Origin of the sequence: Lysinibacillus sp. C5.1 (assembly GCF_016350185.1) — a bacterium.
In the GTDB taxonomy this organism is placed as follows: domain Bacteria; phylum Bacillota; class Bacilli; order Bacillales_A; family Planococcaceae; genus Lysinibacillus; species Lysinibacillus sphaericus.
Genome location: NZ_CP066226.1, coordinates 1301234 through 1324633 on the forward strand (window position 1 = coordinate 1301234; position 23400 = coordinate 1324633).

Here is a 23400-nt window from a genome sequence, read left to right on the forward strand (position 1 = left end):
TATAAGAATGCATTAATGTACACGGCGATATAAGCCGACAACTTGTCCTAAAATCGAAACTTGGTCTACAATAATCGGTTCCATTGTAGCGTTCTCTGGCTGTAAGCGGAAATGATTTTTTTCTTTAAAGAAGCGTTTGACAGTTGCTTCATCTTCTTCGGTCATGGCTACGACGATATCACCGTTATCGGCTGTTGCCTTTTGCTTGACGATGACTAAGTCCCCGTCAAAAATTCCTGCCTCAATCATCGATTCACCCATGATTTCTAGCATAAATAACTGATCTTCGCTTGTCCCGTAAATATCCGGTAAAGGGAAATATTCGTCGATATTTTCAATCGCTGTAATTGGAGATCCAGCAGTAACCTTCCCTACAAGTGGTACATGGATAACACTTTGCTTTTGAATCGAATCCTCAGGCTCTAAAATTTCAATTGCACGCGGTTTAGTAGGATCTCGTCGAATAAAGCCTTTTTGCTCTAAACGAGCTAAATGTCCATGAACTGTTGAGCTTGATGCAAGTCCAACTGCTTCACCAATCTCACGTACAGATGGTGGATAGCCCTTTGCGCGTACTTCTTCTTTGATAAACGCTAGTATGTCTTCTTGTCTTTTCGAAACTTTTTTCATGATTGCTCACCTCTTTTTTTCATATCATTCTTCTTACTAGATAGTATAGCAGAATGCGAACACTTATGCAAACATAGGTTCGAAAAGTGTTTGACAAAAACGTTTGTTCGCTTTATTATAAGAACATTCATTCCGAACAAACATTCTAAAAAGGGGATATGATGCATGAATTGGTTTAAAAAAAATACACATATTTCAATTTTATTGGGCGCAATTTTCTTATTTGCAGGCTATCTTTTTATAACTGATCCTGGAGACATTACCTACACTGAAATTCATATAGAGCATGGCGATAGCTTATGGTCGTTAGCCGAACAATACCGTGGTAAAATGGGTACGGATGACTGGATTAACCTTGTGAAAGCCGAGAACGAATTACATAGCGTTAATATTGTTGCAGGGAAATCACTCGTTATACCCGTAGTGGGTGACAATAAGATGCCCACCAATTCTATTGAAATTGCGAGAAGTGGAAAATGATGAATAAAAAACGAACGGCTGTACTGTACTGCCGGGTTAGTACGGAAAAAGAGACCCAAAGTTCTTCATTAGAACGACAACAAGAAGAATTGCTGCGTTATGCCAAGGAACAAAACTATGAAGTGATACAGGTTTTTCAGGACAAACATAGTGGTTATGATGTGGAACGCGAAGGTTTACTGGAGATGCTCGATTTTATTAAAGAAAAAGAAATTCAAGCATTATTTGTGCAAGATGAAACACGTTTAGGGCGTGGGAATGCGCGAATGGCTGTACTCCATTTATTGCAAAAAACAGATACAGATGTTTTTTCGATGCGAGATGCGGGGCCTGTCCAATTAAATGAGATGGACACGATGTTGCTTGAAATATTAGCGATTGTAGAGGAGTATCAGCGTAAAATTCATAATGCGAAAATTCGCCGCGGTATGCGTCGGGCAGTAGAAAATGGCTATCGTCCAGAAAATAACTTGTCCAATCGTGGCAATCCAAATGGTCAGGAGCGCAAGGAAGTACCGGTAGAAGAAATTGTGAAGTTGCGAAATCGGGGCTTTACTTTTGAAGAAATAGCCATGACACTTAGAGGTCTTGGCTTCGAAGTTAGTAAGGCAACCGTACATAGGCGCTATCAAGAACATCAAGAAAGATTAGCAGGCAAATAATTTGCACTGCTAGTCTTTTTTTATTCTACTAACAGTCTTGAAGTGTAGTAGAGAGCTCAACTTTGCCATTCTTCCTGCAAAATAGCGTAATAGTACTCATCCCACCAATCGTCACCATGTGGTATACATTTTTTGAAAAATCCTTCACGACGCATGCCGATTTTTTCCATAACGCGATAAGAAGCGATATTTTCGGGCTGACATGTGGCGATGATTCGATGAAGCTTCATTTTCGTGAAGCCGTAATCTAATAGTGCTTGTGCTGCCTCCGACGCATAGCCTTTACGATAATACGCAGGATTTAACACCCATCCAATTTCATATGTATGTTCGCCAAAGTAAGGATGGAATACGAGATGACCGATAACCTGTGACTGCTCCTGTAAAACAATGGCGAAATGCTTTGCTTCATCACGATTATCTGATATAAATTTTTGCACTTGTTGTGCAGTTAAAACGCCTTCTGGCATATAGTGCATCACGGTTTGATCGGACATATAGTTAACAACAGCCTGCCAATCTTGTATTTCAAATTTTCGGATATGTAATCGCTGTGTTGTAATGTTCACCTTATTTCCCCCAATATGTGTTCTTTATTAATAGTTATACACTACTAACATTTGGAAGTCATGTAAATTGTGGCTAAGCTGTGTGATTAAGGGTTGGTATAACTGCATTTTAAGGGAAAGCATGCTATACTTTGCATACTGAAGTCATCAAGGTATTGAAAGGTGTGTAACGATGTTATCCAAAGAAAAAATTAATCGAATCAATGAATTAGCAGCAAAAGCTAAAGCGGGCAGTTTAACGGAAGAAGAAGCGAAAGAGCGTACATCCCTTCGCAAAGAATATTTAGATACATTTAGAGCAACGATGCGCAATACAATTGAAAATGTTAAAGTTGTCGATCAAGAAGGTAATGACGTAACGCCTGAGAAGGTAAAACAAGCGAAAAAAAATAAATTTCTAAATTAATATGACACATTTCATGCAGGATGTAAGCAAACACATTTCGCGTGGACATTTCACTATAGATTTCTAGCAAAATCCTTGCCCTCACTGAAGAAGGTTTCTTTTTTTATTTGTTAAACCTTCCTCCAAAATAGGCAGTAATTTTGTCGTTATTTCTATCATTGCTATGTCTAAGTTACAGAATGATGATAAAGTATGTCATAAATCTCAAATAGTATAACAAAAGCATTGTTTTCTAGGACAATGTTGACTAAACTGTAGTAGAACAATATATAGGACGAGAAAGGATGTCACAACATAATGACTCAACATGCGGACCAACTAGCGATTAATGCTATCCGAACATTGTCAATTGATGCAATTGAAAAAGCAAATTCAGGTCACCCAGGCTTACCAATGGGGGCAGCGCCAATGGCTTATACGCTTTGGACAAAACAACTTCGCCATAATCCGGCAAATCCAAAATGGTATAACCGCGATCGTTTCGTACTTTCAGCAGGTCATGGCTCTATGCTTTTATATAGCCTACTTCACCTTGGCGGTTACGGCCTACCAATGGAAGAAATTCAAAACTTCCGTCAATGGGATTCATTAACTCCAGGACATCCAGAATACGGCCATACGGTTGGGGTAGAGGCAACAACAGGTCCACTTGGACAAGGGATTGCGATGACAGTTGGTATGGCAATGGCAGAGCGTCATTTAGCAGCGACTTATAATAAACCAGGACATGAAATTGTCGATCACTATACATTTGCGCTTTGTGGCGACGGCGACTTAATGGAAGGTGTTGCGGCTGAAGCGATTTCATTAGCTGGACATTTAAAACTTGAAAAATTAATCGTGTTATACGATTCAAATGATATTTCATTAGATGGTGATTTAGAAAAATCATTCTCAGAAAACGTACAAAAACGTTTTGAGTCATATGGCTGGAACTATTTAAAAGTGGCTGACGGTACAGATACAGAAGCTGTTAACCAAGCAATCGAAGAAGCAAAAAAATCAACTGGCAAGCCAACGCTGATTGAAGTGAAAACTGTCATCGGATTCGGTTCTCCAAACAAATCAGGTAAAGCAGATTCTCACGGTGCGCCACTAGGCACTGATGAGGTTGTATTAACTAAAGCAGCGTATGAGTGGGCACATGAGCCATTCCAAATTCCTGCTGAAGTATATGATACATTCAATGCAGCAGCTGAAGTACAAGGTGCACAGCCGGAAGCAGCTTGGAATGCAAAATTTGAAGCTTACAAAGCAGAGTTCCCAGAATTAGCAGCTCAATTCGAAGATGCGATGAATGGTAAGCTACCAGAAGATTTCGCAGCAGAATTGCCAGTTTATGAAGCAGGTAAATCTGTAGCAACACGTTCATCTTCAGGTGATGCAATTAATGCGATTGCGAAGAAAACACCATCATTCTTCGGTGGTTCTGCTGACCTTGCAGGCTCAAATAAAACGACGATGAAGGGTGCAGGCGACTTCTCAGCGGATGACTATGCTGGTCGCAATATTTGGTTCGGTGTGCGTGAATTTGCAATGGGCGCTGCGATGAACGGTATGGCTCTTCACGGCGGTGTTAACGTCTTTGGCGGAACATTCTTCGTATTCTCTGATTATGTACGTCCAGCTGTACGTCTTTCTGCATTAATGGGTCTTCCTGTGACATATGTATTCACACATGACTCAATCGCTGTAGGGGAAGATGGTCCAACACATGAACCAATCGAGCATTTAGCTTCATTACGTGCAATGCCAAACCTTTCTGTTGTTCGTCCAGCAGATGCGAACGAATCAGCAGTAGCATGGGAGCTTGCAGTATCATCAGAAAAAACACCAACTGTATTAGTATTATCTCGTCAAAACTTACCAGTGCTTGACGCGTCAATCGAAACAGTTCGTGAAGGTGTAGCAAAAGGTGCTTACACTGTTTCACCTGCATCGAAAGAAGTAGCAGATGCTATTTTAATTGCAACAGGTTCTGAAGTTTCACTTGCAATTGAAGCGCAAAAAGCTTTAAAAGCTGAAGGTATGGACGTTGCAGTCGTATCAATGCCTTCAATGGATCGCTTTGAAAAACAAGATACAGCATATAAAGAATCGGTTCTTCCAAAAGCTGTTACAAAACGTCTAGCAATCGAAATGGGTGCATCATTCGGTTGGCACAAATATACTGGTTTTGAAGGTGACGTTCTTGCAATCGACAAGTTCGGCGCTTCTGCTCCAGGTGAGTTAGTTATGGAAAAATACGGTTTCACTGTAGAAAACGTTGTAGCAAAAGTTAAAGCACTATAAGATTTGGCTTCCATAAAAAATACCGTAAGCTCTAATTAAGCGTTACGGTCAGACTGTAGACAAACTCGGATATTTTCGAGGTTGTCTACAGTCTTTTTTTTATTTTAAAAATATATGTAGATGACAACTACCGTTGATTTCCATTGCGGGCGATGTTTACTTTTACAACAATGAAAAAAGCTGGCTACTTGTACATGGTAAGCTACTTAACGGAAAGGGTATTGTGGAAGACTATATTCAATGTGGCAAAAATATATTTCTTGTCCATAAAAAGGTAAAAAAATACAAAAGGCATCCGCGTTGAATTGCTTGATACCTTTTGTCGACAATCTGAAAGTAGCAAGCGCTACTCTAATTTTATTTAATTACTCTTTTATACTGAAGACCCGTATAAAGGCTACCATACCAATTACTCGCATAAGATACAGCGTAAGTTGCAGTAAATATTGCATCAATTCCTGTAGTTCCAGTATGACTTACTGTTCCATGATCATAGAATGAACCATTTACTACATAAGTATATCCTGTGTTATCCAAATCTACTTTGATGGTTCCATCAAATTTTTTACTACCCGCTTTAAACTCTTGTAAAAAAGGTTGTTTTTTTGTTACCCAGCCAAAGGATCCGTGTCGACAAGTTTCAATGATAACGATTAGCTGTGGTCTGTAACTTCTTACAGAAAGTGTTGTTGCTGTTTCCAGCCAACCACAAGCTGCTGGATTTCTGAAACTATAAGGCGGGTGTTGTATTTTTAATTCTTCTATTGACTTACCAGAAACTTCAGCAGCTCTTTCTAAAGCCTGGTTATATGTAAGTTCTATCATATATTCTTCATTATCGCGAATAGATTCTAGCTCGGATTCGCTTAATGATGTCCCATCAATAATTTCAATTGAATTCGAACTCTCTTGTGCTTCTGCGATTGTTCCTGAAAACGTCAGTTGAAAAGCAAAAATGGAAACTAATATCAAAAGCGATAACAATATTTTTTTCATATCCTCAATCCTTTCAATATGATAATATTATTAAAAGAAATTTTATCATAAAGCATAAAAAAATGTAAAAGGTGAGCTTAAATGATTAAAAAATACTTTTTTTCTTTTTTTGCTTTTTTATTTTTATTAGTGGGATGTTCAAATGAAGAAGTAAATATCGTCAAAAAACATGAAGTTATAGAAATTGGGATTGTAGGGGAAATACCTTCGTTAATTAAAGAAAACAATATAAAATTTAAAAAAATAATGTTACAAGATTTACATAAAAAAAATGAAGATTCTTTTGATGCTATCATGATTACGAAAGATTATTTACAAGAAGCTTCCGACGAACAATATACTCAATTTTATTTAAATTCCTCTATACCGATTGTATTTGTTCAGTCAGACAAAGCTATTTCAGCTTTTATTATTCCTAACCACACGTACGAAAATACATTTGAAAATCAAGCTCAAGATTATTTTATCGGTTATTATCAAGGTACTACTTTTGGCGTTGCTTTGAATGGAAATACAAATGGGGATTTAATAAAAGGTTATTGGAGTTTATTTGATTTATTAGCTAGATTAATACAAACAAATAATTAAAAAGAAACCGCAAGCTCCTATTGAGCGCTGCGGTATTTTTTGATCTTTTCGATGTTACGATCGCCACTAAAACTCGGCGAACCGCCACAAACCTAGCGACATTAATAAAAATTACTTTGCTAAACCATTTTGAAAGGCGTAGACGACAGCTTGTGTTCGATCTTGAACGTCTAGTTTGGCTAAAATATTGCTGACGTGGGTTTTCACTGTTTTTAAGGCGATGTATAAGTCATCCGCAATTTCTTGGTTTGCCTTGCCTTTTGCCATTAACAAAAGAACTTCCATTTCACGTTCAGTTAATTGCTCATAAAGGGGTGTATTTGTTCCATAGCGCATACGGTGCATCATTTTAGATGTGACTTCTGGCTCCAAAACAGTTTCTCCGCCCATTGTTTTACGAATGGCATCGGCAATTTGCTTAGCATTGGATGTTTTTAATATATAGCTAATCGCACCAGCCTCTAAAGCGGGATACACTTTATCGTCATCTAAAAAGCTTGTGACCATCATAATTTTCGCTTCTGGCCAAGCTTCAAGTATTTTAACAGTTGCTTCAGCTCCGGTCATCACAGGCATGACATTGTCCATTAAAATAATATCAGGACGAAGGGCGAGCGCACGTTCAACAGCTTCGACGCCATTTTCAGCTTCCCCCACAACAGTAATATCAGGCTGTGCTGACAGGTAGGCAGATACGCCAATTCGTACCATCTCGTGGTCATCCACTATTAATACTTGAATCAACTTCAACAACCTCCTTCTGTAGCGGAACTTTTACCTCCACTATTGTACCTTCTCCAGGTACCGAAACAATTTTATACCTACAACCAATTTCCACGGCTCGCTCAGCGATATTTTGTAAACCGTAGGAAGTCGATTTATCAGCCTCTACATCAAAGCCAAGACCATTATCTTGAATGCGTAAAATAGCAAGATTGTCTCGGGCAACAAGAAGTAGTTCAACTTCTGTTGCTTTAGAATGGCGCAATGTATTGGATAATGCTTCTTGAGCAATACGGAACAGGTGATCTTCCTCAGCCTTTGTTAAAGCTATTTCTTCTAGTTCATATTCTATATGAAAATATACTTTTTGTTGTAGTTCAATAATTAATTCCTCTAAGCCTTGGGCGAGGGTTTTATTGTGCAGTGCAACAGGGCGTAAATGCAATAATAATGCGCGCATTTCTAGCTGGGCCTGCTGTACAATTTTTTCTACTTGCTTTAAACTTTTGGCATTTTCATCGCTTTCCGTTAAGGCAGAAAGTAACATTGAAGCGGCAAATAATTGTTGTGAAACCGAGTCATGGAGCTCACGTGCAAGTCGTTGACGTTCGGCAATAATGCGCTCTTGAATCACTTTATCATTGGCTTCTGCTCGTTCATTGGAAAGGCGCTGTAAGCTTTTTCGCTGTGTATCAATCAATTCGCTCGTTTGAACAAGTGCTTTTTTCAGTGGCTTCGGTAGTGCATGTTTTTTAGGTAAAACAAAATCCGGCTCGATTAATTCTTTTACAAAGCGAGTTGCTTGCGCCTCACGCGCGCGTGCAGTCATGCTAATCCAGCTTGCAATAAAGAAACTAAGCGCAAAGAGACTGATTAAAATTATGCCACCTAATGGAATATTATCATAGTCTTGTTGCCACAAAGGTTCCCATACTTTTTCATTTGGTTCACCCCAAATCGCAAAAAGGAGACCGAATGCCGCGCCAATCAATATGAAAAATATAGAGAAAGCTCTAGAAAGAAAGGCAATCATTTACGTAGCACCTCCAAATCTCCTAGCCATGTAGCGACGTGAATGACGAGGGTACGTTTTGCATCCTCAGGGTTGCCATCTGAGAACACGATACTTTCATTCAGAAGCCGCTGTGGATGTCCTTGCAAACATGTAAAGTCTCCGAATAGCGTTGTGTAGTGTAAGCGAAAAGGAATTTCATAAGGGACATAAATCTGTACTTTACCAATGCCTTGTCGAATCGTAACGAGACTTGGGCCAGCAGGTAAAACTGTTTGCGTTGTATCGATTGTAATATCACCAGCGAGTCGTTGAATTTGTACATCTTGCCATTTGTAAGCATCTTCAGGCGCAGGTATTGTACCGAATAGTTCGTTTTTAGTTGCCGGTAACTTATCAAATTCCAATGTGACGATTTTCGGTTCGTTTTCTCGTTGTAAGTATTGATAGAGCATGTATAAGAGCAGTATGACGATAAATAGTCGCAAACTCCACATCGTAAAGAGAGCAATTGCAATAAAGAAAATTCCTGTCCATTTTAAAAATCGCTTGTTTTTTGAAAAGCTTAAATAGAGCAGGACAGCACCGATTAATAAACAAAAAGCACCGCCGTTATTGAAAATAGTAAGCTCTACAAATACGAGTAAAAAGAAGCATAGTACCCAAAATGTGAGTTTATTAGTTGTGAAGTTTTGCAAAAGGGTCACCTTTCTTTCTACTATGTAATATTTTACAACAAGAAATAATGCGCCGCTTTTAGTGGCGCATTTCTTTCTATTATAACATGTTATTTCTTTTCAATGAGTAGTGGTGAAACAGCTTCAGTTGAATTTTTTTCAAGTGCTGCTAGGCGTGCTTCGAAAGTTGTTACCTCATGATCTTTGTCGATACGATGGGCAAGTTTATCGATATAGGATTCTAAATCTTCGAAATTCGTTTTATTGTTGTTTGCAATCATGCCATCCATTTGATGGTGCGCACGTGTAACATTTTCTTTGCCCATTAGCTGTAATTGACGAACTTTCATATCTTTAATTTTGTGTTTCATTGTTTCAAATTTGCGTTCAAGTTCAAAGTATTCACGCGTGTTCACCTCGATACTTGTCTGTAATGCATGGTTACGAGCAGTATAGGCTGCTACTTCGTCAGAAGCAAAATCAATTAAATCTTGCTCGCCACTCGCAAGTGCTAATTGAAGTTGTGCTTCACGTTTTGCTAGTAAATCAGCATTTTGTTTAAGCTCCAGTTCCATTTTTTCTTTTAGTTTGCCCTGGCGCTCTAATAATGTACCCGTTTGCTCAGTTTGTTTTTCAGCCTCGCGAATGTATTGATTTAACATCGCAATAGGATTTTTTTGTTCCTTTTTATCAAATAATTGATGTAAGTCTGCCTCAATTGTGTATCTAAAACGTTGTAATAAGTTCATTTTTAGTTCGCTCCTTTTATTTTGTTAAGTTTGACCATTCTTTTTCAAAGTTTGTAAACGGATCTTCTTCTTTCACTTCAATTGTTGGGATGTTCACTTTTTCGCCATTCCATTTTTTGTAAATCACATAAATAATGGCGATTGCTGCAAGACCAATCATTGCTGGAATATTAGAGATAGCCGATAGTACACCAATTAAACCAACTGTAAACCAAATAATTTTTGCAAATGTCGATTTACTACCAATGTAGAAGTGCATGCCTAGTGCAACGAATGCAACTGAAAATACTAGGCCAGTAATTGGTCCGATTAAGGCAAGTGCGACACATGCTGCAATAATACCTCCAGTTAATAAAAGAAATTTTTTCATATGTTTTAGCTCCTTTCGTTTGTACCTTTATGTTACCTGCTTACGAGAACATCTAAAACGGACTGGAAATGGATTTTCCTCTAGGTCTTGAGGCGGAGCAGTTATTTTTTAAGCTGAAAGTAGAAGGTTTTCGACAAAAATAGAAGATGGTTGCCTCCTTCGTTTGACAAATTAACTAGAGACAATCCGCTATACTTACGTTAAAGAAACTGAGCGAAGGGGGATTTCTGGTGAGAACCTATTCCATATATAAAATAAAAGAAGAGCATTTAACGTTTATTTTCGGCAGAGAGCGTAAGTTGTTAGAGATGATGCAAGGCTGTGAAGATGCCAATGAGAAATCCTTAAAAGAACTCGCGTATATATGTGAAACTGTTCGCTTCGATGACATTGCCATCATGTTAGAAGCACAGCTAGACTCCAAATATGCACATTTAGAAAGAGCGCGTAATGCTTTATTTTTAGAACATCCGATAAAAGGAAAAATGGCGATTTATCTAGTAGATCGTAAAATTTGTGTCTATTGCGAAGGCTCGCGCATGCTTGATTTGGACTTATTTCAAATGCTAGCCAAGATGAGTGAGCGTTTTATTGCCTTTAATAAACAAGATAATGAGTGTGGTTGGCTAAAGCCGATGAAGTATACAATGCACTAGGATTTTTCACTATAATATATAGTAACACGCTAGTATTTGGTGTATAATGGAGCGTGGAGAGTTTTTTTCTCGGTATATTGTAGTGGAGGAGGTTGGTTGTATGCCTACATGGGGCTGGATTATTATTGTAATTATCGCATTAGCAGCTGGTGCAGCACTTGGTTTCTACTTTGCACGTCAAGCTATGATGAAATATTTAAAAGAGAACCCACCAATTAACGAACAAATGATTCGAATGATGATGGCACAAATGGGTCGTACGCCGTCTGAAAAGCAAGTACGCCAAATGATGACGCAAATGAACAAATTCCAAAAATAATTGGAATTTTTAAGGAGCAACTGGTTTAGGTAACCGGTTGCTTTTTTCGTTTTTTAAAAAAGGAAGTGACTTAGTTAAATTAGCAGAGTTCGTGGCTGATAAATCTAGATTTAATCTATTTTAAGTGAATTCCTCCATTATTAAATTTATAATTATTGTTAATCTAACATAAAATGGTTGGTGATTTATGAAAGAAGGGGAAAATGATGAAGGCTGATGCAGATGTTTTAATCGTAATAGATTTACAAAATGGTGTATGTTTCAGTGGAGAGCATTTATTTGCTTTACAAAATTTACTCACTAAAGTAAATAATCGAATTGCACTATATCGAGAACACCAAAAACCAATTATTTTTGTTCAACATTGTGACGAAGAACTAGTACCTGAAGAGGAAATTTGGGCAATTCATGCCGAGCTAAATGTACAAGAACAAGATTATTTGGTCAGAAAAGAACATGCCAATTCCTTTTACAAAACAAACTTACAAACGATTTTAGAGCAATTAGCAGTACAACGCATAGAATTTTGCGGCGCTCAAACAGAATACTGCATGGATGCAACGATTAAATTTGCCCATGGTTTAGGATACGAAAACTTGATGGTTCGTCATGCTACTTCTACGTTAAATAATCCTTTTATGACAGCAAGAGAGACAATTGATTTTTACGAAAATATATGGAACAACAGATTTTTGAGATTTATAGAAAAATAAGAAAATAGAAGAAACTGGTGACTTGCCTGCTTGAAACGTCAACTTGCCTTGGTAGCTGCATAAACCAAAGTAACTGACGATAAAAATATTACTTAAACATTAGCGAGAACTCTGTACATGTAAAGGATGGTGACAACAATGAATTTTTTCTTACAGTTTGTTGTTGTGTTGCTGTTTGTTTCGTTCTTTCACTTTATTAATCAAATGTTATTACTGAAAAAGAACGATTTTAAATTACAATGGAAGTCAGTGTTAATACTAATCTCAATGAGTGTTGTGATTACATTGCTTTTAAACATACCGAGCCGTGTTCAAGACTTTGAATTTCCATTGTAGAAGCCGCAATACACCAGCAAAAATAAATTTCAGCGGGAAGACAAAACGAAATGGGCGTTTTGTCTTCTTTTTTAGTAAATTCGCCCCTAAATTATCATTCTATTTCAAAAATTTACACATTTCATAGAAAACTAGGTATAATAGTTAGTATTGTTAGAAAAGGAGCTGTTAGCAATGGAACGCGAAAAAACAAATGTCGAGAGTTTTGATTTAGATCATACGAAAGTGAAAGCCCCTTATGTTCGTTTAGCGGGTGTGAAAGTGGGGAAAAATGGCGATGAAGTTTATAAGTACGACATTCGCTTAAAACAGCCTAACAAAGAGCATATGGAAATGCCAGCACTCCATTCTTTGGAGCATTTATCGGCAGATATTATCCGCAATTATTCAGATCACATCGTTGACTTTAGTCCAATGGGTTGTCAAACAGGGTTTTATGTATCGTTGATTAATCATAATGATTATGATGAATTGCTGACGATTTTAGAAAAAACTTTTACAGATGTAACGAAGGCAACGGCTGTTCCAGCATGCAACGAAGTGCAATGTGGCTGGGCTGCAAGTCATAGTCTTGAAGGCGCACAGGCGCTGGCAAAAGAATTTTTAGCGAAGCGAGACGAATGGCATATTGTTTTTGCAGAATAATAAAAAACCTTGCAAGTTGTCAAAGCTTGCAAGGTTTTTTCACTTATCGAAAGTGAAAAGGAATCACATTGGATGATGAAGCATCATGATTGATTTTTTCATAAATAAAACTTTCTAAAAAGTCATGTATGAGATCTTCATATTCAGCCATATTTTCATTAAAGGATTGAGCATGCGCCCCTTTTTCAAAAAGCTTCAATTTCTTAGGTCCATTTTTTTTATTGTATAAATCGAGTGACATTGAAGCAGGTATAAATGTATCAGGAATACTGTGAATAAAGAGAATCGGTTTTTCAATATGGGTCACAGCTTCAGAGGGCGTTACACTCTTAAATGAATAGCCATCGCGTAACCGGATAAAGAAATCTGCGAAACGAATCGGAATAATGGAGCCGTATTTAAATTCGGTCTTGGCGATTTGCTTAAGCAGCATTGAGAAATCCGAAAAGGCACAATCTGCAATATAAAAATCAGCGCCATCTTCAACCGTTCCTGCGTACAACAGCATGGTTGCAGCACCCATTGACTCCCCATGGATGCCGAGCAAGGCATTTTCACCAATCATCGCTTTCACTGTTTTTACAACAGCATCTAGATCATTTTTTTCATAATAGCCATAGCTAGTCGTTTTGCCACCGGAATCGCCATGTCTTCGATGGTCAAAAATAACAGAATTGTATCCTAACCGTTCGAAAAGGCGTGCATATTTGACCGAGTTAATTTTATTTTCTGTCACACCGTGACAAATAATCATTGTATTGTTTGTTTGTAATGGTTGAAACATAATGCCGTGAATGGAATAACCATTGGGAGAGTCAATATTTAATTCACATTTAAAATTTTTGTTGTACCAAGCTTCGTCAAAGCGTTTGGCAGTTGTCTCACGTTCACGAATAAATTCGGGATCTTTTTTTTGAATGTACATTAATTTATTGGAAAGCGCAAAGCCGAACAGCCCCGTTGCTGCAGCAGCAAGCGTCGTTGTAATACCTGAAAATAAAAGCACTTTCTTTTTCATCTTCTACACCTCCACACCCTATTTCTTTTCATGTCTAGGCATTGTACTTAACTGATCGTAAGTCAATGCACATTTCTTATTTGTAATGTTCCCAACTACGTTTGTTTAAAACACGACAACATTTTACAACAACTTTTGAAAAACTGCGATTATTTCTGTTATCGAAAATCGTCTAAACATTTGTTAAAATATACATATCTGCTAGTAGCATATGCATGCAGTGTTGATTTTTGAACGGGGAAAAGGGGAGAATGGTTATGACAAACGAGGTAGTGATTGTTAGTGCCGTGCGTACGGCAATCGGTTCATTCCGAGGAACATTAAAAGATGTACCAGCAACAACTCTTGGAAGTATCGTTATTAAAGAAGCATTAGCACGTGCTGGTGTAGCAGGTGAACAAGTCGATGAAGTCATTATGGGGAATGTTTTATCGGCAGGTCTTGGACAAAATCCAGCTCGACAAGCATCGATTGCTGCGGGACTTCCGAACACAGTGCCAGCTTTAACAATTAATAAAGTATGTGGCTCAGGTTTAAAAGCAGTGCATTTAGCAACACAAGCAATTGTTGCTGGCGATGCAGATATCATCGTGGCAGGCGGTTTCGAAAATATGAGCCAAGCGCCTTATGTATTAAAAAATGCACGTGAAGGCTTCCGCATGGGCGATCAAAAAGTTGTGGATACGATGATTCATGATGGCTTATGGTGTGCATTTAATGACTATCATATGGGGATTACTGCCGAAAATTTATGTGATGCGTATGAAATTTCACGTGAGGAGCAAGATGCTTTTGCTGCGCGATCACAGCAACGTGCAGAAGCGGCGATTGCAGCAGGGAAATTTAATAATGAAATCGTGGCTGTGGAAATCCCACAACGTAAAGGCGAGTCGATTATTTTTGACCAAGATGAATTTCCACGTGCAGGGGTTACGGCGGAATCATTATCCAAGCTGCGTCCAGCCTTTAAAAAGGACGGCTCTGTAACTGCAGCGAACGCTTCAGGTATTAACGATGGAGCAGCAGCGGTGGTTGTTATGTCAAAAGCGAAGGCTGTCGAGTTAGGTATTCAGCCAATGGCGCTTATTTCAGCCAATGCGAGCGCAGGTGTAGATCCATCGATTATGGGAACTGGGCCGGTCACAGCGGTGAAGAAAGCATTAGCGAAGGCGGATGTTTCGCTAGTAGATATAGATTTAATTGAAGCAAATGAAGCATTTGCAGCACAATCGATTGCTGTCGATCGCGAACTAGGCTTTAATCATGATAAACTAAATGTAAATGGGGGAGCAATTGCCCTTGGTCATCCAATTGGAGCAAGTGGGGCACGAATTTTAGTGACACTGTTACATGAGATGGAAAAACGTGATGCAAAAACAGGCCTTGCTACATTATGCATCGGTGGGGGACAAGGCGTAGCAACAGTTGTTCAACGCCCTTAAAGTTAGTAAGAAGGTGAAAGTAATGGGAAAAAAACGAAAACAACAGCAACGTGTTGACGCTGGTATTTCTGCTAGTTTACCAAAGCAGGAGGCTGTTACATTAGCAGATCAGCTTGCTGGCGATGTGTTAGCGAAGTTAAAAGCTGCGAAACAAGATTTGTCAGCGAAAGAGCAAGCGGCAGAGGAAGAGCGTCAAGCACAGTTAGCTTTTGAGCGTAAGCAACGTGAGAAAAACAAAACGTTCGAAGAATTATTGAACGAATACGGTGACAAAGGCTCGAAATTTTAAGTTTGATAGAAACAGTGAATCTCTTGGAATGAGATTCACTGTTTTTTTGTTAATTTTGATTTAGAATGCTTTGACGCCACTATCCACGAGAGAATCGCCACAAACTCTTAGGAAATTGTTGATAAAAACAAAATTTTATTTTCTAAGCGACCGTAGTTTCTTTACGACTACGGCAATGCTAATCAATACAATAGCGCCTGCTGTATCTACTAGGACATCTTGTCCGCTCATGGTACGTCCAGGTGTAAAGCTTTGACGAAATTCATCTAGCGAGGCTATGACAGCCGTAATGACAATGGCTATACGCGCAGCGAATCGACGTTTACTTAACGCAAAATAAATCCCCAGTGCAATACAACCAAATCCTACAAAATGCGTGAATTTTCGAATTAGAAATTCTACAAATTTAAAGTAGCCTCGCTCTTCTATAGATACGACTGTATCCCAATAGGGGATTTTTAAAACGGACAGTTGTTTTTCAAAAGGCTTATGCGCTAATAGTTCCTCTAGTTCAGGAATAATCGACTGTTGTTCATAAGTCATGCTAGAGGATATTGCAAGAATGATTAAAAATAAAAGTAAAACGAACCATTTTTTCATCGGTGGTCAACGTATTGGTCTGTTTTAGTCAAAGCGTTCGCTTTATCAAAATTAGTGATTGCATTTATTTTTTCATAGGCATTTAGTGTTTGGGCGAGTTGCTCCTGCGAACTAGCACCAATCACCGTTGAAGCTATAGTGGGTTCCTTCAAATTAAAGGCTAGCCCTAATGCATGTAAATCTTCATAGTGTTTGGATAAGTTTGTTAATGTTGTTGTTAATTCATCTACAGTGTATGTTTGATAGCCATTGACCTGTTGCAAACGTTCTTTCCAATTATTTGTTAATAATCCTTTTGCGATGGTGCCGCGTGTTACGACCGAAGCCCCCTCACTAGCTATAAAATCTAACCATTCTTCTGGGCGACGATCTAACGCACTATATTGCATCATGACACTTTTTGCCGAGCTAGCAGGTAAAAAACGTTTCAGTACATTTGGTCGAATTGAGGATATGCCGTATTCTCGAATGACACCGTCTTTTTTTAAGTTGTCAAATGTGTCGATAATACCGTCCCAGTCATCCTCTATTGTGCCACCATGTAGTTGATAGACATCAATGTAATCTGTACCGAGTCTTTTTAGGCTTTTATGAACAGCTTCTTTAATATATGTAGGGGAGGCATCCCACTGCCAGCCGTCCACCCCTTCTGTCCAACGATTCCCTACTTTCGTTGCGATGATAATATCTTGTCGACGTTTGCCTAAAATTTCACCAATTAATTGTTCATTGGCACCGAAATCATATAAATCTGCTGTATCAATGTAGTTAATGCCCGCATCTAACGCCATATCAAGTATGGCTGCTGCCTTATGTTTATCTGTCGAAAGAGACATACCTCCTAAACTAATCTCTGAAATAAATAAATGACTTGAGCCGAGTTGTCTTTTTTTCATACGAACGCCCTCCTTCGATTTCTCTACTTGTAATGGTACAATGAACATATCTGAAGAACAAGCGAGGTTATGGGCAATGAAAAAGTTTGAAGAAATAACGACACAGACGACACCTATCTATAAGGGCAAAATCGTGAACTTACAGGTTGATGATGTCACATTACCAAACGGGAAGTCTGCTAAGCGTGAAATTATTAAACACCCTGGAGCGGTAGCAATCATTGCCATTACCAACGAAGGCAAGCTCGTAATGGTGGAGCAATATCGTAAAGCGCTCGAACGTTCCATTGTAGAAATTCCAGCAGGTAAACTTGAAAGCGGTGAGGAGCCAATTCATACTGCACGTCGTGAATTGGAAGAAGAGACAGGCTATGGTGCACATCAATTCAAGTATTTACAAGCCTTTGCCACTTCACCAGGTTTTGCGGATGAAATCATACATCTATTTGTGGCGACAGATTTATATCACATTGAAAATAGTGCAGAACTAGACGAAGATGAATTTGTCGAATTACTAGAAGTTTCGTTGGAAGAGGCACAAGCAATGGTTGCTGATGGGCGTATCTATGATGCGAAAACAGCGTTTGCTGTGCTGTGGTTGGCATTGCAACAAGAAAAATAAAGTTTAGCATAATAGAAGCGGACGAGCATAAGCTGTACAAACCTTGATAGAAAAGGAGCATGCTTATGTCTCGTACGGTTTCTATATTTTATCACGCATCAATTGTTGCAGTGAGCTTCGTTTGTGGCGTCATCTGCTTTCATATTATTGGAGGGGCGAATGCAGAGCCTTTTATTTTGTTTATAGAACCTCGTTTAGCAGATGTGGACAGGCAATCTATTGTTCGTTTAGTGTTACCTGTAGCCGCTTCAATCGGTATTGTACTGTTACTTGCAACACATAGTGTCTTAAAAGTGTTAGTACGTGTTACAGTAGCAATACGCGCAACGTTTTTTGGCTTTAGCTCTGTATTTTTACTACAAAAACTTGAAGCATTTTGGCTATATACGATTTGGTGGTTTCCATTTCAGCTTATCTATTGTATATTGTTGCTAGTCCTATGTAATTTACTAGTACCTGCTTGGTCGAAGCGAAAAATCGGGAAAAAGACGAATGGACGGACAATTTTGTTGAATTTTATCGCTTTTTTCATCATAATAGTTGCTGAGTTTATCGTTATAACGTATGTACTCAAATGATGCATAAAATACGTTCATATGAAGCAACAGCTAAAAACATTAAAAGCTTATTTGAAATCTATTCACTATCTTGTAATAGGATTTACTCCTTTGGTATAATGAAATAAGTTTAGGGGGGCGTCACATGGAAAGCCGAATTGATCGTATAAAAAAACAGTTGCATAGTGCTAGTTATAAGCTGACGCCGCAGCGAGAAGCAACAGTTGCTGTTTTGCTAGAGCATGAAGAGGACCACTTAAGTGCAGAGGATGTCTATCTTTTAGTAAAAGATAAGGCACCAGAAATAGGTCTGGCTACTGTTTATAGAACGTTAGAATTACTAACAGAGCTTAAAATCGTCGACAAAATCAACTTTGGTGATGGCGTATCACGCTACGATTTACGCCAAGAGGGAGCTGCGCATTTCCATCATCATCTCGTTTGTATCGAGTGTGGTGCTGTAGATGAAATTCAAGAAGATTTACTTGAAGATGTGGAAGCCGTTGTTGAGAAACGTTGGAACTTTATTATAAAAGATCACCGACTAACTTTCCACGGTATTTGCTGGCGTTGTCATGATAAAAACGACGACACAAATGAAGAACAATAACGAGAAACTGTCTGATGAAATCTTGCGTATAGATTGCATCAGGCAGTTTTTTGTTTTTTTATGCATGATGTGATGCTCTATTATTCTAGTAAAGGGAGGAAAAGCCTAAGCAAATTACGACTCAGCTCTAGTGTGGGCTTTTCGCACTTTTTTTATAGGCGTGCTAAAATAGAGAATAATTGACAGTGAGGGGGCGTTGTGATGAATGAATTTCAATATGCAATAGAGGATTATATCCATTTTATCCAGGTAGAGCGGCAATTATCCGTTAATACATTAGCATCCTATCGCCGAGACTTAGAAAACTATGTCCATTTTTTGCAAGAAGCTGAGGGAATGGCTGATTTTCGCACTATTGAACGCACAACAATTTTGCGCCATTTAGAGCAACTGCGCATGCAAGGAAAGACGAGCCGTACTGTTGCACGTCATATCTCATCCATTCGTAGCTTCCACCAATTTTTACTTCGAGAAAAGCGCACAGAAACAGATCCTACAGTGCATTTAGAAATGCCAACGATTGAACAAAAACTTCCAAATATTCTATCGATTGAAGAAATCGAAGCATTGCTGGCAGTACCGAATTGCAGCAAGCCACAAGGTGTTCGAGATGTAGCAATGCTAGAGCTTTTATATGGTTCTGGCATGCGTATAAGTGAGCTGATTGCACTCGATTTGGCTGATATTCATCTAACGATGGGCTTTGTACGTGTATTTGGAAAAGGAGGCAAGGAGCGCATTATTCCGCTTGGTAAAAGTGCCCTTTCTGCATTGAGTGTTTATTTAGATGGTGCACGAGGTACATTACAGGGGAAATACCCAAAAACAGATGCCTTTTTTATTAATCAACGAGGGAAACGTTTAACAAGGCAAGGTTGTTGGAAATTAATGAAGGAGCACGCATTAAAGGCGGGCATCCAACATGAGCTTACACCACATACGTTACGTCATTCATTCGCTACTCATTTAGTGGAAAATGGAGCTGACTTACGTGCAGTGCAGGAGATGCTAGGGCATGCAGATATTTCCACAACTCAAATTTATACGCATATTAGTAAAACGAGACTTTCAGAAGTCTACAAGCAGTACCATCCGCGTGCCTAATAAAAAATAAGTGACAGATAGAGCTTTTTTCTTGTTTAAGGAAAATAAATTACTTAGTCGGATGTCTGACCTTTATCCTTTCGCTTGTTTTTGGTAAAATGGAATCGTGAGATTAGGAGGCAATAATTATGAATAAAGCATTTAAAAAAATCCATGTCGTTGTAATGGATTCAGTTGGGATTGGTGAAGCACCAGACGCAGCTAAATTCGGCGATGCAGGCGCACATACTTTAGGTCACATCGCTGAAAAAATGAATGGGCTTACAATGCCCGTGATGGAGTCGTTTGGCTTAGCGAATATCGAACCACTGCAAGGACTGCAAGCAACAAATACACCGCAAGCATACTACGGTAAAATGCAAGAGGCATCTGTCGGGAAAGACACAATGACAGGACACTGGGAAATAATGGGTCTTAATATTGATAAACCATTTAAAGTGTATCCTGAAGGTTTCCCTGCCGAACTGATTGCCGAGCTTGAACAACGTACAGGACGCAAAGTACTGTGTAATAAGCCTGCAAGTGGTACACAGGTGATTGAAGACTTTGGACAAGAACATATGGAGACAGGGGCTATTATTGTCTATACATCGGCTGACCCTGTGTTACAAATTGCTGCGCATGAAGACATCATTCCACTGGACGAACTTTATAAAATTTGTGAGATTGCACGTGAGTTGACATTACAGCCAGAATATTTAGTAGGACGCGTGATTGCACGTCCATTTATCGGGACGCCAGGTAACTTTACACGCACGCCAAATCGTCATGACTATGCGTTAAAGCCTTTTGGACGTACAACGATGAATGCTTTGAAAGATGCTGGTCTTGATGTAATTGCCATTGGTAAAATTTCTGATATTTTCAATGGTGAAGGGGTTACTGAAGCAGTTCGTACAAAAAATAATATGGACGGTATGGATCAATTCGCTAAAGTTGCGAAACAAGATTTCCATGGGATTAGCTTCTTAAATTTAGTAGATTTTGATGCCAATTTTGGGCATCGTCGTGATCCACTTGGCTACGGTAACGCATTACAAGAATTTGATGCGCGTCTTCCTGAAATTTTACAGGCAATGTCAGAAGATGATTTACTTATGATTACGGCTGACCATGGTAATGATCCGACATTCCCTGGCACAGACCATACACGTGAATACGTGCCACTAATTGTCTATTCACCACGTTTTAAAGGTGGAAGCGAGCTTGCTCTTCGTGAGACTTTTGCAGATATTGCAGCAACTGTCGCTGAAAACTTCAAAGTAGAAGCACCACCATTCGGTAAGAGTTTCTTAAATGATTTAAAATAAGGAGGAATTGTCTATGAATATGGTGCAGCTTTTTGAAAAGAAAAAACAAGGCAAAGAACTGACACAAGCTGAAATTCAATACTTTGTTGAAGGCTATACAACAGGTGCTATTCCGGATTATCAGGCGAGCTCATTGCTAATGGCTATTCGCTTACTTGGTATGACTGACGAAGAAACGTTTTATTTAACGAAGGCAATGATTGAATCAGGTGATGTAATTGATTTAACTTCAATCGAAGGTTTTAAAATTGATAAACATTCTACAGGCGGTGTCGGTGATAAAGTCACGTTAATCGTCACACCAATTATTGCTTCTCTAGGTATTCCAGTGGCGAAGTTTAGTGGTAAAGGCTTAGGTATTACAGGTGGCACAATCGATAAATTAGAATCAATCCGTGGTTTTAAAACAGAATTATCGTCACAAGAATTCATTGATAATGTCAATAAACATAAAATTGCGGTTGCTGGTCAGACAGGCAATCTTGTACCTGCCGACAAAAAACTTTATGCATTGCGAGATGTGACAGGTACTGTCGACTCTATTCCGTTAATTGCTGCCTCGATTATGAGTAAAAAAATTGCAAGTGGTGCAGATGGCATTGTGCTAGATGTGAAATGTGGCTCTGGTGCCTTTATGAAAACGGAAGAAGAAGCGAAGAAATTGGCTGAAGCGATGACAGCAATTGGTGAAAAATTAGGCCGCAAAGTTGTCGCTCATATTAGCGATATGGATAATCCTTTAGGGAAAATGATCGGTAATAAACTTGAGGTAGTAGAGGCGTATGCCTTGCTAAAAGGTCGCTTAGAAGAAACGCACGCAGACTTATTAGAAGAGTGCATTATTATTTCTTCTCTAATGTATCAGATTGCGGCTGGAGTAGATGAAATAACAGCGGTAGCAGCTGTCAAAAAAGTGTTGGAAGATGGCTCAGCAGCTGCGAAGTTTGAGGAATTTATCGTAGCACAGGGCGGCGATCTAGCGGATATTGTGCAAAATGACACAGCACATAAGGTGGCTGTAAAAGCAGCGGCAGAGGGTGTTGTTGCGTCCATTAATGCATTAATGATTGGTGAAGCAAGTGTTAGTCTTGGCGCTGGTCGCTTAACGAAGGAATCCTCGCTTGATTATGATGCAGGCATCCAGCTAGTTGCCAAAAAAGGTGACCGTGTCAGTGCGGATGAAACTATTGCCTATCTGTATTCAAACAGTGAAATTAACGAAGAAATAATCACTAAAGTACAGCAAGCCTATTTAATGGCATAAGTATAAATTAGCAGAAAACGCTAGTATATGATAGCAAGGGCGGTGATTCTGCTCAGAACGCACAAAATGTAAGACGCGACAAACCTGCGCGTTAGCGAGGGTTGCGGCTTACTGTGCTGAGCGGAAAGCACCGCCGAAGCGAAAAAGTGTTAGATTGATGGCAGTCAATCTAACACTTTTTTTTGTATTTTTTTGAAAACCCCTTGCTATGCGAGGGGTTCTAAAGAGCTTCTAGCTATGGACAAGAAAAAAACCCCAGCCGTACAATGAAATCAGGTCTGGTCAACCGACTCCGTACGAAAGGGGATCTAAATGGATAATAAAAGTTTAGCACACACGACATGGAATTGTAAGTATCACATCGTCTTTGCGCCAAAATATAGAAGACAGATTATTTATGGACAAATCAAGGTAGATGTTGGTCGAATTCTTCGGCAGTTATGTGAAAGAAAAGAAGTAGAAATAATTGAAGCAACAGCCTGTCCTGATCATATTCACATGTTAGTGAGTATCCCACCAAAATTAAGTGTTTCATCATTTGTGGGTTATTTGAAAGGGAAAAGTAGTTTAATGATATTTGATCGACATGCGAACCTGAAATACAAATATGGGAACAGGAAGTTTTGGTGCCGAGGATATTATGTAGACACCGTGGGAAGAAATAGAAAAATTATTCAGGAATATATAAAAAATCAATTACAAGAAGATATTCTTGAGGATCAAATGAGCATGAAAGAATTCATTGACCCATTCACAGGAGAAGAAATAAAAAATAAGAAGAGAAAATAAATAAAACCACTTTAGTGGTAGCGTGAAAACGGAGTGCGGTTGGTGGACCTTTCAGTGTGTCTTTAGACATGGGCCA

General features: G+C 38.9%; 30 protein-coding genes. 19 read left to right on the forward strand and 11 right to left on the reverse strand.

Annotated elements, in window-relative coordinates; translation table 11 throughout:
- Nucleotides 1-12: 12 nt before the first annotated feature.
- The gene (gene lexA / locus I5435_RS05915; RefSeq protein ID WP_024361531.1) at nucleotides 13-630 is read right to left on the reverse strand and encodes a transcriptional repressor LexA; all 618 of its coding nucleotides are present in this window, start codon (nucleotides 628-630) and stop codon (nucleotides 13-15) included.
- Between the two features lie 165 nt (nucleotides 631-795).
- On the opposite strand from lexA, the gene yneA reads away from it, so the two are divergent.
- The gene (gene yneA, locus I5435_RS05920) at nucleotides 796-1110 is read left to right on the forward strand and encodes a cell division suppressor protein YneA (RefSeq protein ID WP_337983393.1); all 315 of its coding nucleotides are present in this window, start codon (nucleotides 796-798) and stop codon (nucleotides 1108-1110) included.
- A complete protein-coding gene (locus I5435_RS05925; RefSeq protein ID WP_024361529.1) occupies nucleotides 1110-1772 on the forward strand; it encodes a YneB family resolvase-like protein in 663 nt (220 codons plus the stop codon). The genes yneA and I5435_RS05925 overlap by 1 nt, the downstream gene beginning before the upstream one ends.
- A 56-nt stretch (nucleotides 1773-1828) precedes the next feature.
- Here the strand turns inward: I5435_RS05925 and I5435_RS05930 are convergent, their stop codons facing one another.
- Nucleotides 1829-2341, reverse strand: coding sequence for a GNAT family N-acetyltransferase (locus I5435_RS05930; RefSeq protein WP_024361528.1), 513 nt, complete (start codon nucleotides 2339-2341; stop codon nucleotides 1829-1831).
- Between the two features lie 172 nt (nucleotides 2342-2513).
- Here I5435_RS05930 and I5435_RS05935 point away from each other — a divergent pair, with 172 nt between their 5' ends.
- Nucleotides 2514-2747 (forward strand): DUF896 domain-containing protein, encoded by a 234-nt coding sequence (locus tag I5435_RS05935; protein ID WP_024361527.1) that lies wholly within the window; start codon nucleotides 2514-2516, stop codon nucleotides 2745-2747.
- A 297-nt stretch (nucleotides 2748-3044) separates the two neighbouring features.
- Nucleotides 3045-5039 carry a transketolase gene (tkt, locus tag I5435_RS05940; RefSeq protein ID WP_337983394.1) on the forward strand — a complete coding sequence of 665 codons (1995 nt, stop codon included), beginning with the start codon at nucleotides 3045-3047 and terminating at the stop codon, nucleotides 5037-5039.
- A gap of 357 nt (nucleotides 5040-5396) precedes the next feature.
- Here tkt and I5435_RS05945 read toward each other — a convergent pair whose 3' ends face one another.
- Nucleotides 5397-6035 (reverse strand): hypothetical protein, encoded by a 639-nt coding sequence (locus I5435_RS05945; protein WP_337983395.1) that lies wholly within the window; start codon nucleotides 6033-6035, stop codon nucleotides 5397-5399.
- Nucleotides 6036-6116: 81 nt separating this feature from the next.
- Between I5435_RS05945 and I5435_RS05950 the strand changes: the two genes are divergently transcribed.
- Nucleotides 6117-6623 carry a hypothetical protein gene (locus I5435_RS05950; protein ID WP_337983396.1) on the forward strand — a complete coding sequence of 169 codons (507 nt, stop codon included), beginning with the start codon at nucleotides 6117-6119 and terminating at the stop codon, nucleotides 6621-6623.
- Nucleotides 6624-6734: 111 nt separating this feature from the next.
- Here the strand turns inward: I5435_RS05950 and I5435_RS05955 are convergent, their stop codons facing one another.
- The 5 genes from I5435_RS05955 to I5435_RS05975 form a co-directional block, all read right to left on the reverse strand.
- The gene (locus I5435_RS05955) at nucleotides 6735-7367 is read right to left on the reverse strand and encodes a response regulator transcription factor (protein WP_024361524.1); all 633 of its coding nucleotides are present in this window, start codon (nucleotides 7365-7367) and stop codon (nucleotides 6735-6737) included.
- On the reverse strand, nucleotides 7342-8379 hold the full coding sequence (locus I5435_RS05960) for a sensor histidine kinase (protein ID WP_025218886.1): 1038 nt from the start codon (nucleotides 8377-8379) through the stop codon (nucleotides 7342-7344). Before I5435_RS05960 ends, I5435_RS05955 begins: the two co-directional genes overlap by 26 nt.
- Nucleotides 8376-9056 (reverse strand): cell wall-active antibiotics response protein LiaF, encoded by a 681-nt coding sequence (gene liaF, locus I5435_RS05965; protein ID WP_024361522.1) that lies wholly within the window; start codon nucleotides 9054-9056, stop codon nucleotides 8376-8378. Before liaF ends, I5435_RS05960 begins: the two co-directional genes overlap by 4 nt.
- A gap of 89 nt (nucleotides 9057-9145) precedes the next feature.
- Nucleotides 9146-9784: a PspA/IM30 family protein gene (locus tag I5435_RS05970; protein ID WP_337983397.1), complete on the reverse strand. Its 639-nt coding sequence runs from the start codon at nucleotides 9782-9784 to the stop codon at nucleotides 9146-9148.
- A 16-nt stretch (nucleotides 9785-9800) separates the two neighbouring features.
- Entirely contained in the window at nucleotides 9801-10154 is a 354-nt protein-coding gene (locus I5435_RS05975; protein WP_337983398.1) for a lmo0954 family membrane protein, read from the reverse strand.
- Between the two features lie 230 nt (nucleotides 10155-10384).
- On the opposite strand from I5435_RS05975, the gene sirA reads away from it, so the two are divergent.
- From sirA to I5435_RS06000, 5 genes are all read left to right on the forward strand, one after another.
- Nucleotides 10385-10810: a sporulation inhibitor of replication protein SirA gene (sirA, locus tag I5435_RS05980; protein ID WP_024361519.1), complete on the forward strand. Its 426-nt coding sequence runs from the start codon at nucleotides 10385-10387 to the stop codon at nucleotides 10808-10810.
- 100 nt (nucleotides 10811-10910) lie between these two features.
- The gene (locus I5435_RS05985) at nucleotides 10911-11129 is read left to right on the forward strand and encodes a YneF family protein (protein ID WP_024361518.1); all 219 of its coding nucleotides are present in this window, start codon (nucleotides 10911-10913) and stop codon (nucleotides 11127-11129) included.
- Between the two features lie 206 nt (nucleotides 11130-11335).
- Nucleotides 11336-11842 carry a cysteine hydrolase family protein gene (locus I5435_RS05990; RefSeq protein ID WP_337983850.1) on the forward strand — a complete coding sequence of 169 codons (507 nt, stop codon included), beginning with the start codon at nucleotides 11336-11338 and terminating at the stop codon, nucleotides 11840-11842.
- A gap of 138 nt (nucleotides 11843-11980) precedes the next feature.
- On the forward strand, nucleotides 11981-12178 hold the full coding sequence (locus I5435_RS05995; protein WP_108029599.1) for a hypothetical protein: 198 nt from the start codon (nucleotides 11981-11983) through the stop codon (nucleotides 12176-12178).
- 174 nt (nucleotides 12179-12352) lie between these two features.
- On the forward strand, nucleotides 12353-12823 hold the full coding sequence (locus I5435_RS06000) for an S-ribosylhomocysteine lyase (protein ID WP_024361515.1): 471 nt from the start codon (nucleotides 12353-12355) through the stop codon (nucleotides 12821-12823).
- A 43-nt stretch (nucleotides 12824-12866) separates the two neighbouring features.
- Here I5435_RS06000 and I5435_RS06005 read toward each other — a convergent pair whose 3' ends face one another.
- Nucleotides 12867-13841, reverse strand: coding sequence for an alpha/beta hydrolase (locus I5435_RS06005; protein WP_024361514.1), 975 nt, complete (start codon nucleotides 13839-13841; stop codon nucleotides 12867-12869).
- Nucleotides 13842-14098: 257 nt separating this feature from the next.
- On the opposite strand from I5435_RS06005, the gene I5435_RS06010 reads away from it, so the two are divergent.
- Both I5435_RS06010 and I5435_RS06015 read left to right on the forward strand, forming a co-directional pair.
- The gene (locus I5435_RS06010) at nucleotides 14099-15283 is read left to right on the forward strand and encodes an acetyl-CoA C-acetyltransferase (RefSeq protein ID WP_337983399.1); all 1185 of its coding nucleotides are present in this window, start codon (nucleotides 14099-14101) and stop codon (nucleotides 15281-15283) included.
- A gap of 22 nt (nucleotides 15284-15305) precedes the next feature.
- Nucleotides 15306-15572, forward strand: coding sequence for a YqkE family protein (locus I5435_RS06015; RefSeq protein ID WP_024361512.1), 267 nt, complete (start codon nucleotides 15306-15308; stop codon nucleotides 15570-15572).
- A gap of 135 nt (nucleotides 15573-15707) precedes the next feature.
- On the opposite strand, the gene I5435_RS06020 is transcribed toward I5435_RS06015, so the two are convergent.
- Both I5435_RS06020 and I5435_RS06025 read right to left on the reverse strand, forming a co-directional pair.
- The gene (locus I5435_RS06020) at nucleotides 15708-16172 is read right to left on the reverse strand and encodes a VanZ family protein (protein WP_337983400.1); all 465 of its coding nucleotides are present in this window, start codon (nucleotides 16170-16172) and stop codon (nucleotides 15708-15710) included.
- Nucleotides 16169-17068 (reverse strand): aldo/keto reductase, encoded by a 900-nt coding sequence (locus tag I5435_RS06025; RefSeq protein ID WP_337983401.1) that lies wholly within the window; start codon nucleotides 17066-17068, stop codon nucleotides 16169-16171. Before I5435_RS06025 ends, I5435_RS06020 begins: the two co-directional genes overlap by 4 nt.
- A 76-nt stretch (nucleotides 17069-17144) precedes the next feature.
- On the opposite strand from I5435_RS06025, the gene I5435_RS06030 reads away from it, so the two are divergent.
- The 7 genes from I5435_RS06030 (at nucleotide 17145) to tnpA (ending at nucleotide 23324) form a co-directional block, all read left to right on the forward strand.
- Nucleotides 17145-17690: an NUDIX domain-containing protein gene (locus I5435_RS06030; protein ID WP_024361509.1), complete on the forward strand. Its 546-nt coding sequence runs from the start codon at nucleotides 17145-17147 to the stop codon at nucleotides 17688-17690.
- A 65-nt stretch (nucleotides 17691-17755) separates the two neighbouring features.
- Nucleotides 17756-18268 (forward strand): hypothetical protein, encoded by a 513-nt coding sequence (locus I5435_RS06035; RefSeq protein WP_024361508.1) that lies wholly within the window; start codon nucleotides 17756-17758, stop codon nucleotides 18266-18268.
- A 124-nt stretch (nucleotides 18269-18392) separates the two neighbouring features.
- On the forward strand, nucleotides 18393-18857 hold the full coding sequence (fur, locus tag I5435_RS06040) for a ferric iron uptake transcriptional regulator (protein WP_024361507.1): 465 nt from the start codon (nucleotides 18393-18395) through the stop codon (nucleotides 18855-18857).
- A 201-nt stretch (nucleotides 18858-19058) separates the two neighbouring features.
- Entirely contained in the window at nucleotides 19059-19961 is a 903-nt protein-coding gene (gene xerD, locus I5435_RS06045; protein WP_337983402.1) for a site-specific tyrosine recombinase XerD, read from the forward strand.
- Nucleotides 19962-20089: 128 nt separating this feature from the next.
- Nucleotides 20090-21271 (forward strand): phosphopentomutase, encoded by a 1182-nt coding sequence (gene deoB / locus I5435_RS06050; RefSeq protein ID WP_337983403.1) that lies wholly within the window; start codon nucleotides 20090-20092, stop codon nucleotides 21269-21271.
- A gap of 13 nt (nucleotides 21272-21284) precedes the next feature.
- The gene (locus I5435_RS06055) at nucleotides 21285-22535 is read left to right on the forward strand and encodes a thymidine phosphorylase (RefSeq protein WP_337983404.1); all 1251 of its coding nucleotides are present in this window, start codon (nucleotides 21285-21287) and stop codon (nucleotides 22533-22535) included.
- Nucleotides 22536-22847: 312 nt separating this feature from the next.
- Nucleotides 22848-23324, forward strand: a complete 477-nt coding sequence (gene tnpA / locus I5435_RS06060) for an IS200/IS605 family transposase (RefSeq protein ID WP_337982998.1) — start codon at nucleotides 22848-22850, stop codon at nucleotides 23322-23324.
- Nucleotides 23325-23400 lie beyond the last annotated feature (76 nt).

Excerpts from the sequence above, each read along its gene's own strand:
- tkt (WP_337983394.1), top strand. The coding sequence starts at position 3,045 with ATGACTCAACATGCGGACCAACTAGCGATTAATGCTATCCGAACATTG.
- I5435_RS06025 (WP_337983401.1), bottom strand. The coding sequence starts at position 17,068 with ATGAAAAAAAGACAACTCGGCTCAAGTCATTTATTTATTTCAGAGATT.
- I5435_RS05935 (WP_024361527.1), top strand. The coding sequence starts at position 2,514 with ATGTTATCCAAAGAAAAAATTAATCGAATCAATGAATTAGCAGCAAAA.
- I5435_RS05950 (WP_337983396.1), top strand. The coding sequence starts at position 6,117 with ATGATTAAAAAATACTTTTTTTCTTTTTTTGCTTTTTTATTTTTATTA.
- xerD (WP_337983402.1), top strand. The coding sequence starts at position 19,059 with ATGAATGAATTTCAATATGCAATAGAGGATTATATCCATTTTATCCAG.
- I5435_RS05925 (WP_024361529.1), top strand. The coding sequence starts at position 1,110 with ATGAATAAAAAACGAACGGCTGTACTGTACTGCCGGGTTAGTACGGAA.
- I5435_RS05995 (WP_108029599.1), top strand. The coding sequence starts at position 11,981 with ATGAATTTTTTCTTACAGTTTGTTGTTGTGTTGCTGTTTGTTTCGTTC.
- I5435_RS06055 (WP_337983404.1), top strand. The coding sequence starts at position 21,285 with ATGAATATGGTGCAGCTTTTTGAAAAGAAAAAACAAGGCAAAGAACTG.
- I5435_RS06000 (WP_024361515.1), top strand. The coding sequence starts at position 12,353 with ATGGAACGCGAAAAAACAAATGTCGAGAGTTTTGATTTAGATCATACG.
- deoB (WP_337983403.1), top strand. The coding sequence starts at position 20,090 with ATGAATAAAGCATTTAAAAAAATCCATGTCGTTGTAATGGATTCAGTT.
- I5435_RS06020 (WP_337983400.1), bottom strand. The coding sequence starts at position 16,172 with ATGAAAAAATGGTTCGTTTTACTTTTATTTTTAATCATTCTTGCAATA.
- I5435_RS05975 (WP_337983398.1), bottom strand. The coding sequence starts at position 10,154 with ATGAAAAAATTTCTTTTATTAACTGGAGGTATTATTGCAGCATGTGTC.
- I5435_RS05945 (WP_337983395.1), bottom strand. The coding sequence starts at position 6,035 with ATGAAAAAAATATTGTTATCGCTTTTGATATTAGTTTCCATTTTTGCT.
- I5435_RS05990 (WP_337983850.1), top strand. The coding sequence starts at position 11,336 with ATGAAGGCTGATGCAGATGTTTTAATCGTAATAGATTTACAAAATGGT.
- fur (WP_024361507.1), top strand. The coding sequence starts at position 18,393 with ATGGAAAGCCGAATTGATCGTATAAAAAAACAGTTGCATAGTGCTAGT.
- I5435_RS06035 (WP_024361508.1), top strand. The coding sequence starts at position 17,756 with ATGTCTCGTACGGTTTCTATATTTTATCACGCATCAATTGTTGCAGTG.
- yneA (WP_337983393.1), top strand. The coding sequence starts at position 796 with ATGAATTGGTTTAAAAAAAATACACATATTTCAATTTTATTGGGCGCA.
- I5435_RS06010 (WP_337983399.1), top strand. The coding sequence starts at position 14,099 with ATGACAAACGAGGTAGTGATTGTTAGTGCCGTGCGTACGGCAATCGGT.
- I5435_RS06005 (WP_024361514.1), bottom strand. The coding sequence starts at position 13,841 with ATGAAAAAGAAAGTGCTTTTATTTTCAGGTATTACAACGACGCTTGCT.
- I5435_RS05960 (WP_025218886.1), bottom strand. The coding sequence starts at position 8,379 with ATGATTGCCTTTCTTTCTAGAGCTTTCTCTATATTTTTCATATTGATT.
- I5435_RS05985 (WP_024361518.1), top strand. The coding sequence starts at position 10,911 with ATGCCTACATGGGGCTGGATTATTATTGTAATTATCGCATTAGCAGCT.
- I5435_RS06015 (WP_024361512.1), top strand. The coding sequence starts at position 15,306 with ATGGGAAAAAAACGAAAACAACAGCAACGTGTTGACGCTGGTATTTCT.
- I5435_RS05970 (WP_337983397.1), bottom strand. The coding sequence starts at position 9,784 with ATGAACTTATTACAACGTTTTAGATACACAATTGAGGCAGACTTACAT.
- tnpA (WP_337982998.1), top strand. The coding sequence starts at position 22,848 with ATGGATAATAAAAGTTTAGCACACACGACATGGAATTGTAAGTATCAC.
- I5435_RS06030 (WP_024361509.1), top strand. The coding sequence starts at position 17,145 with ATGAAAAAGTTTGAAGAAATAACGACACAGACGACACCTATCTATAAG.
- lexA (WP_024361531.1), bottom strand. The coding sequence starts at position 630 with ATGAAAAAAGTTTCGAAAAGACAAGAAGACATACTAGCGTTTATCAAA.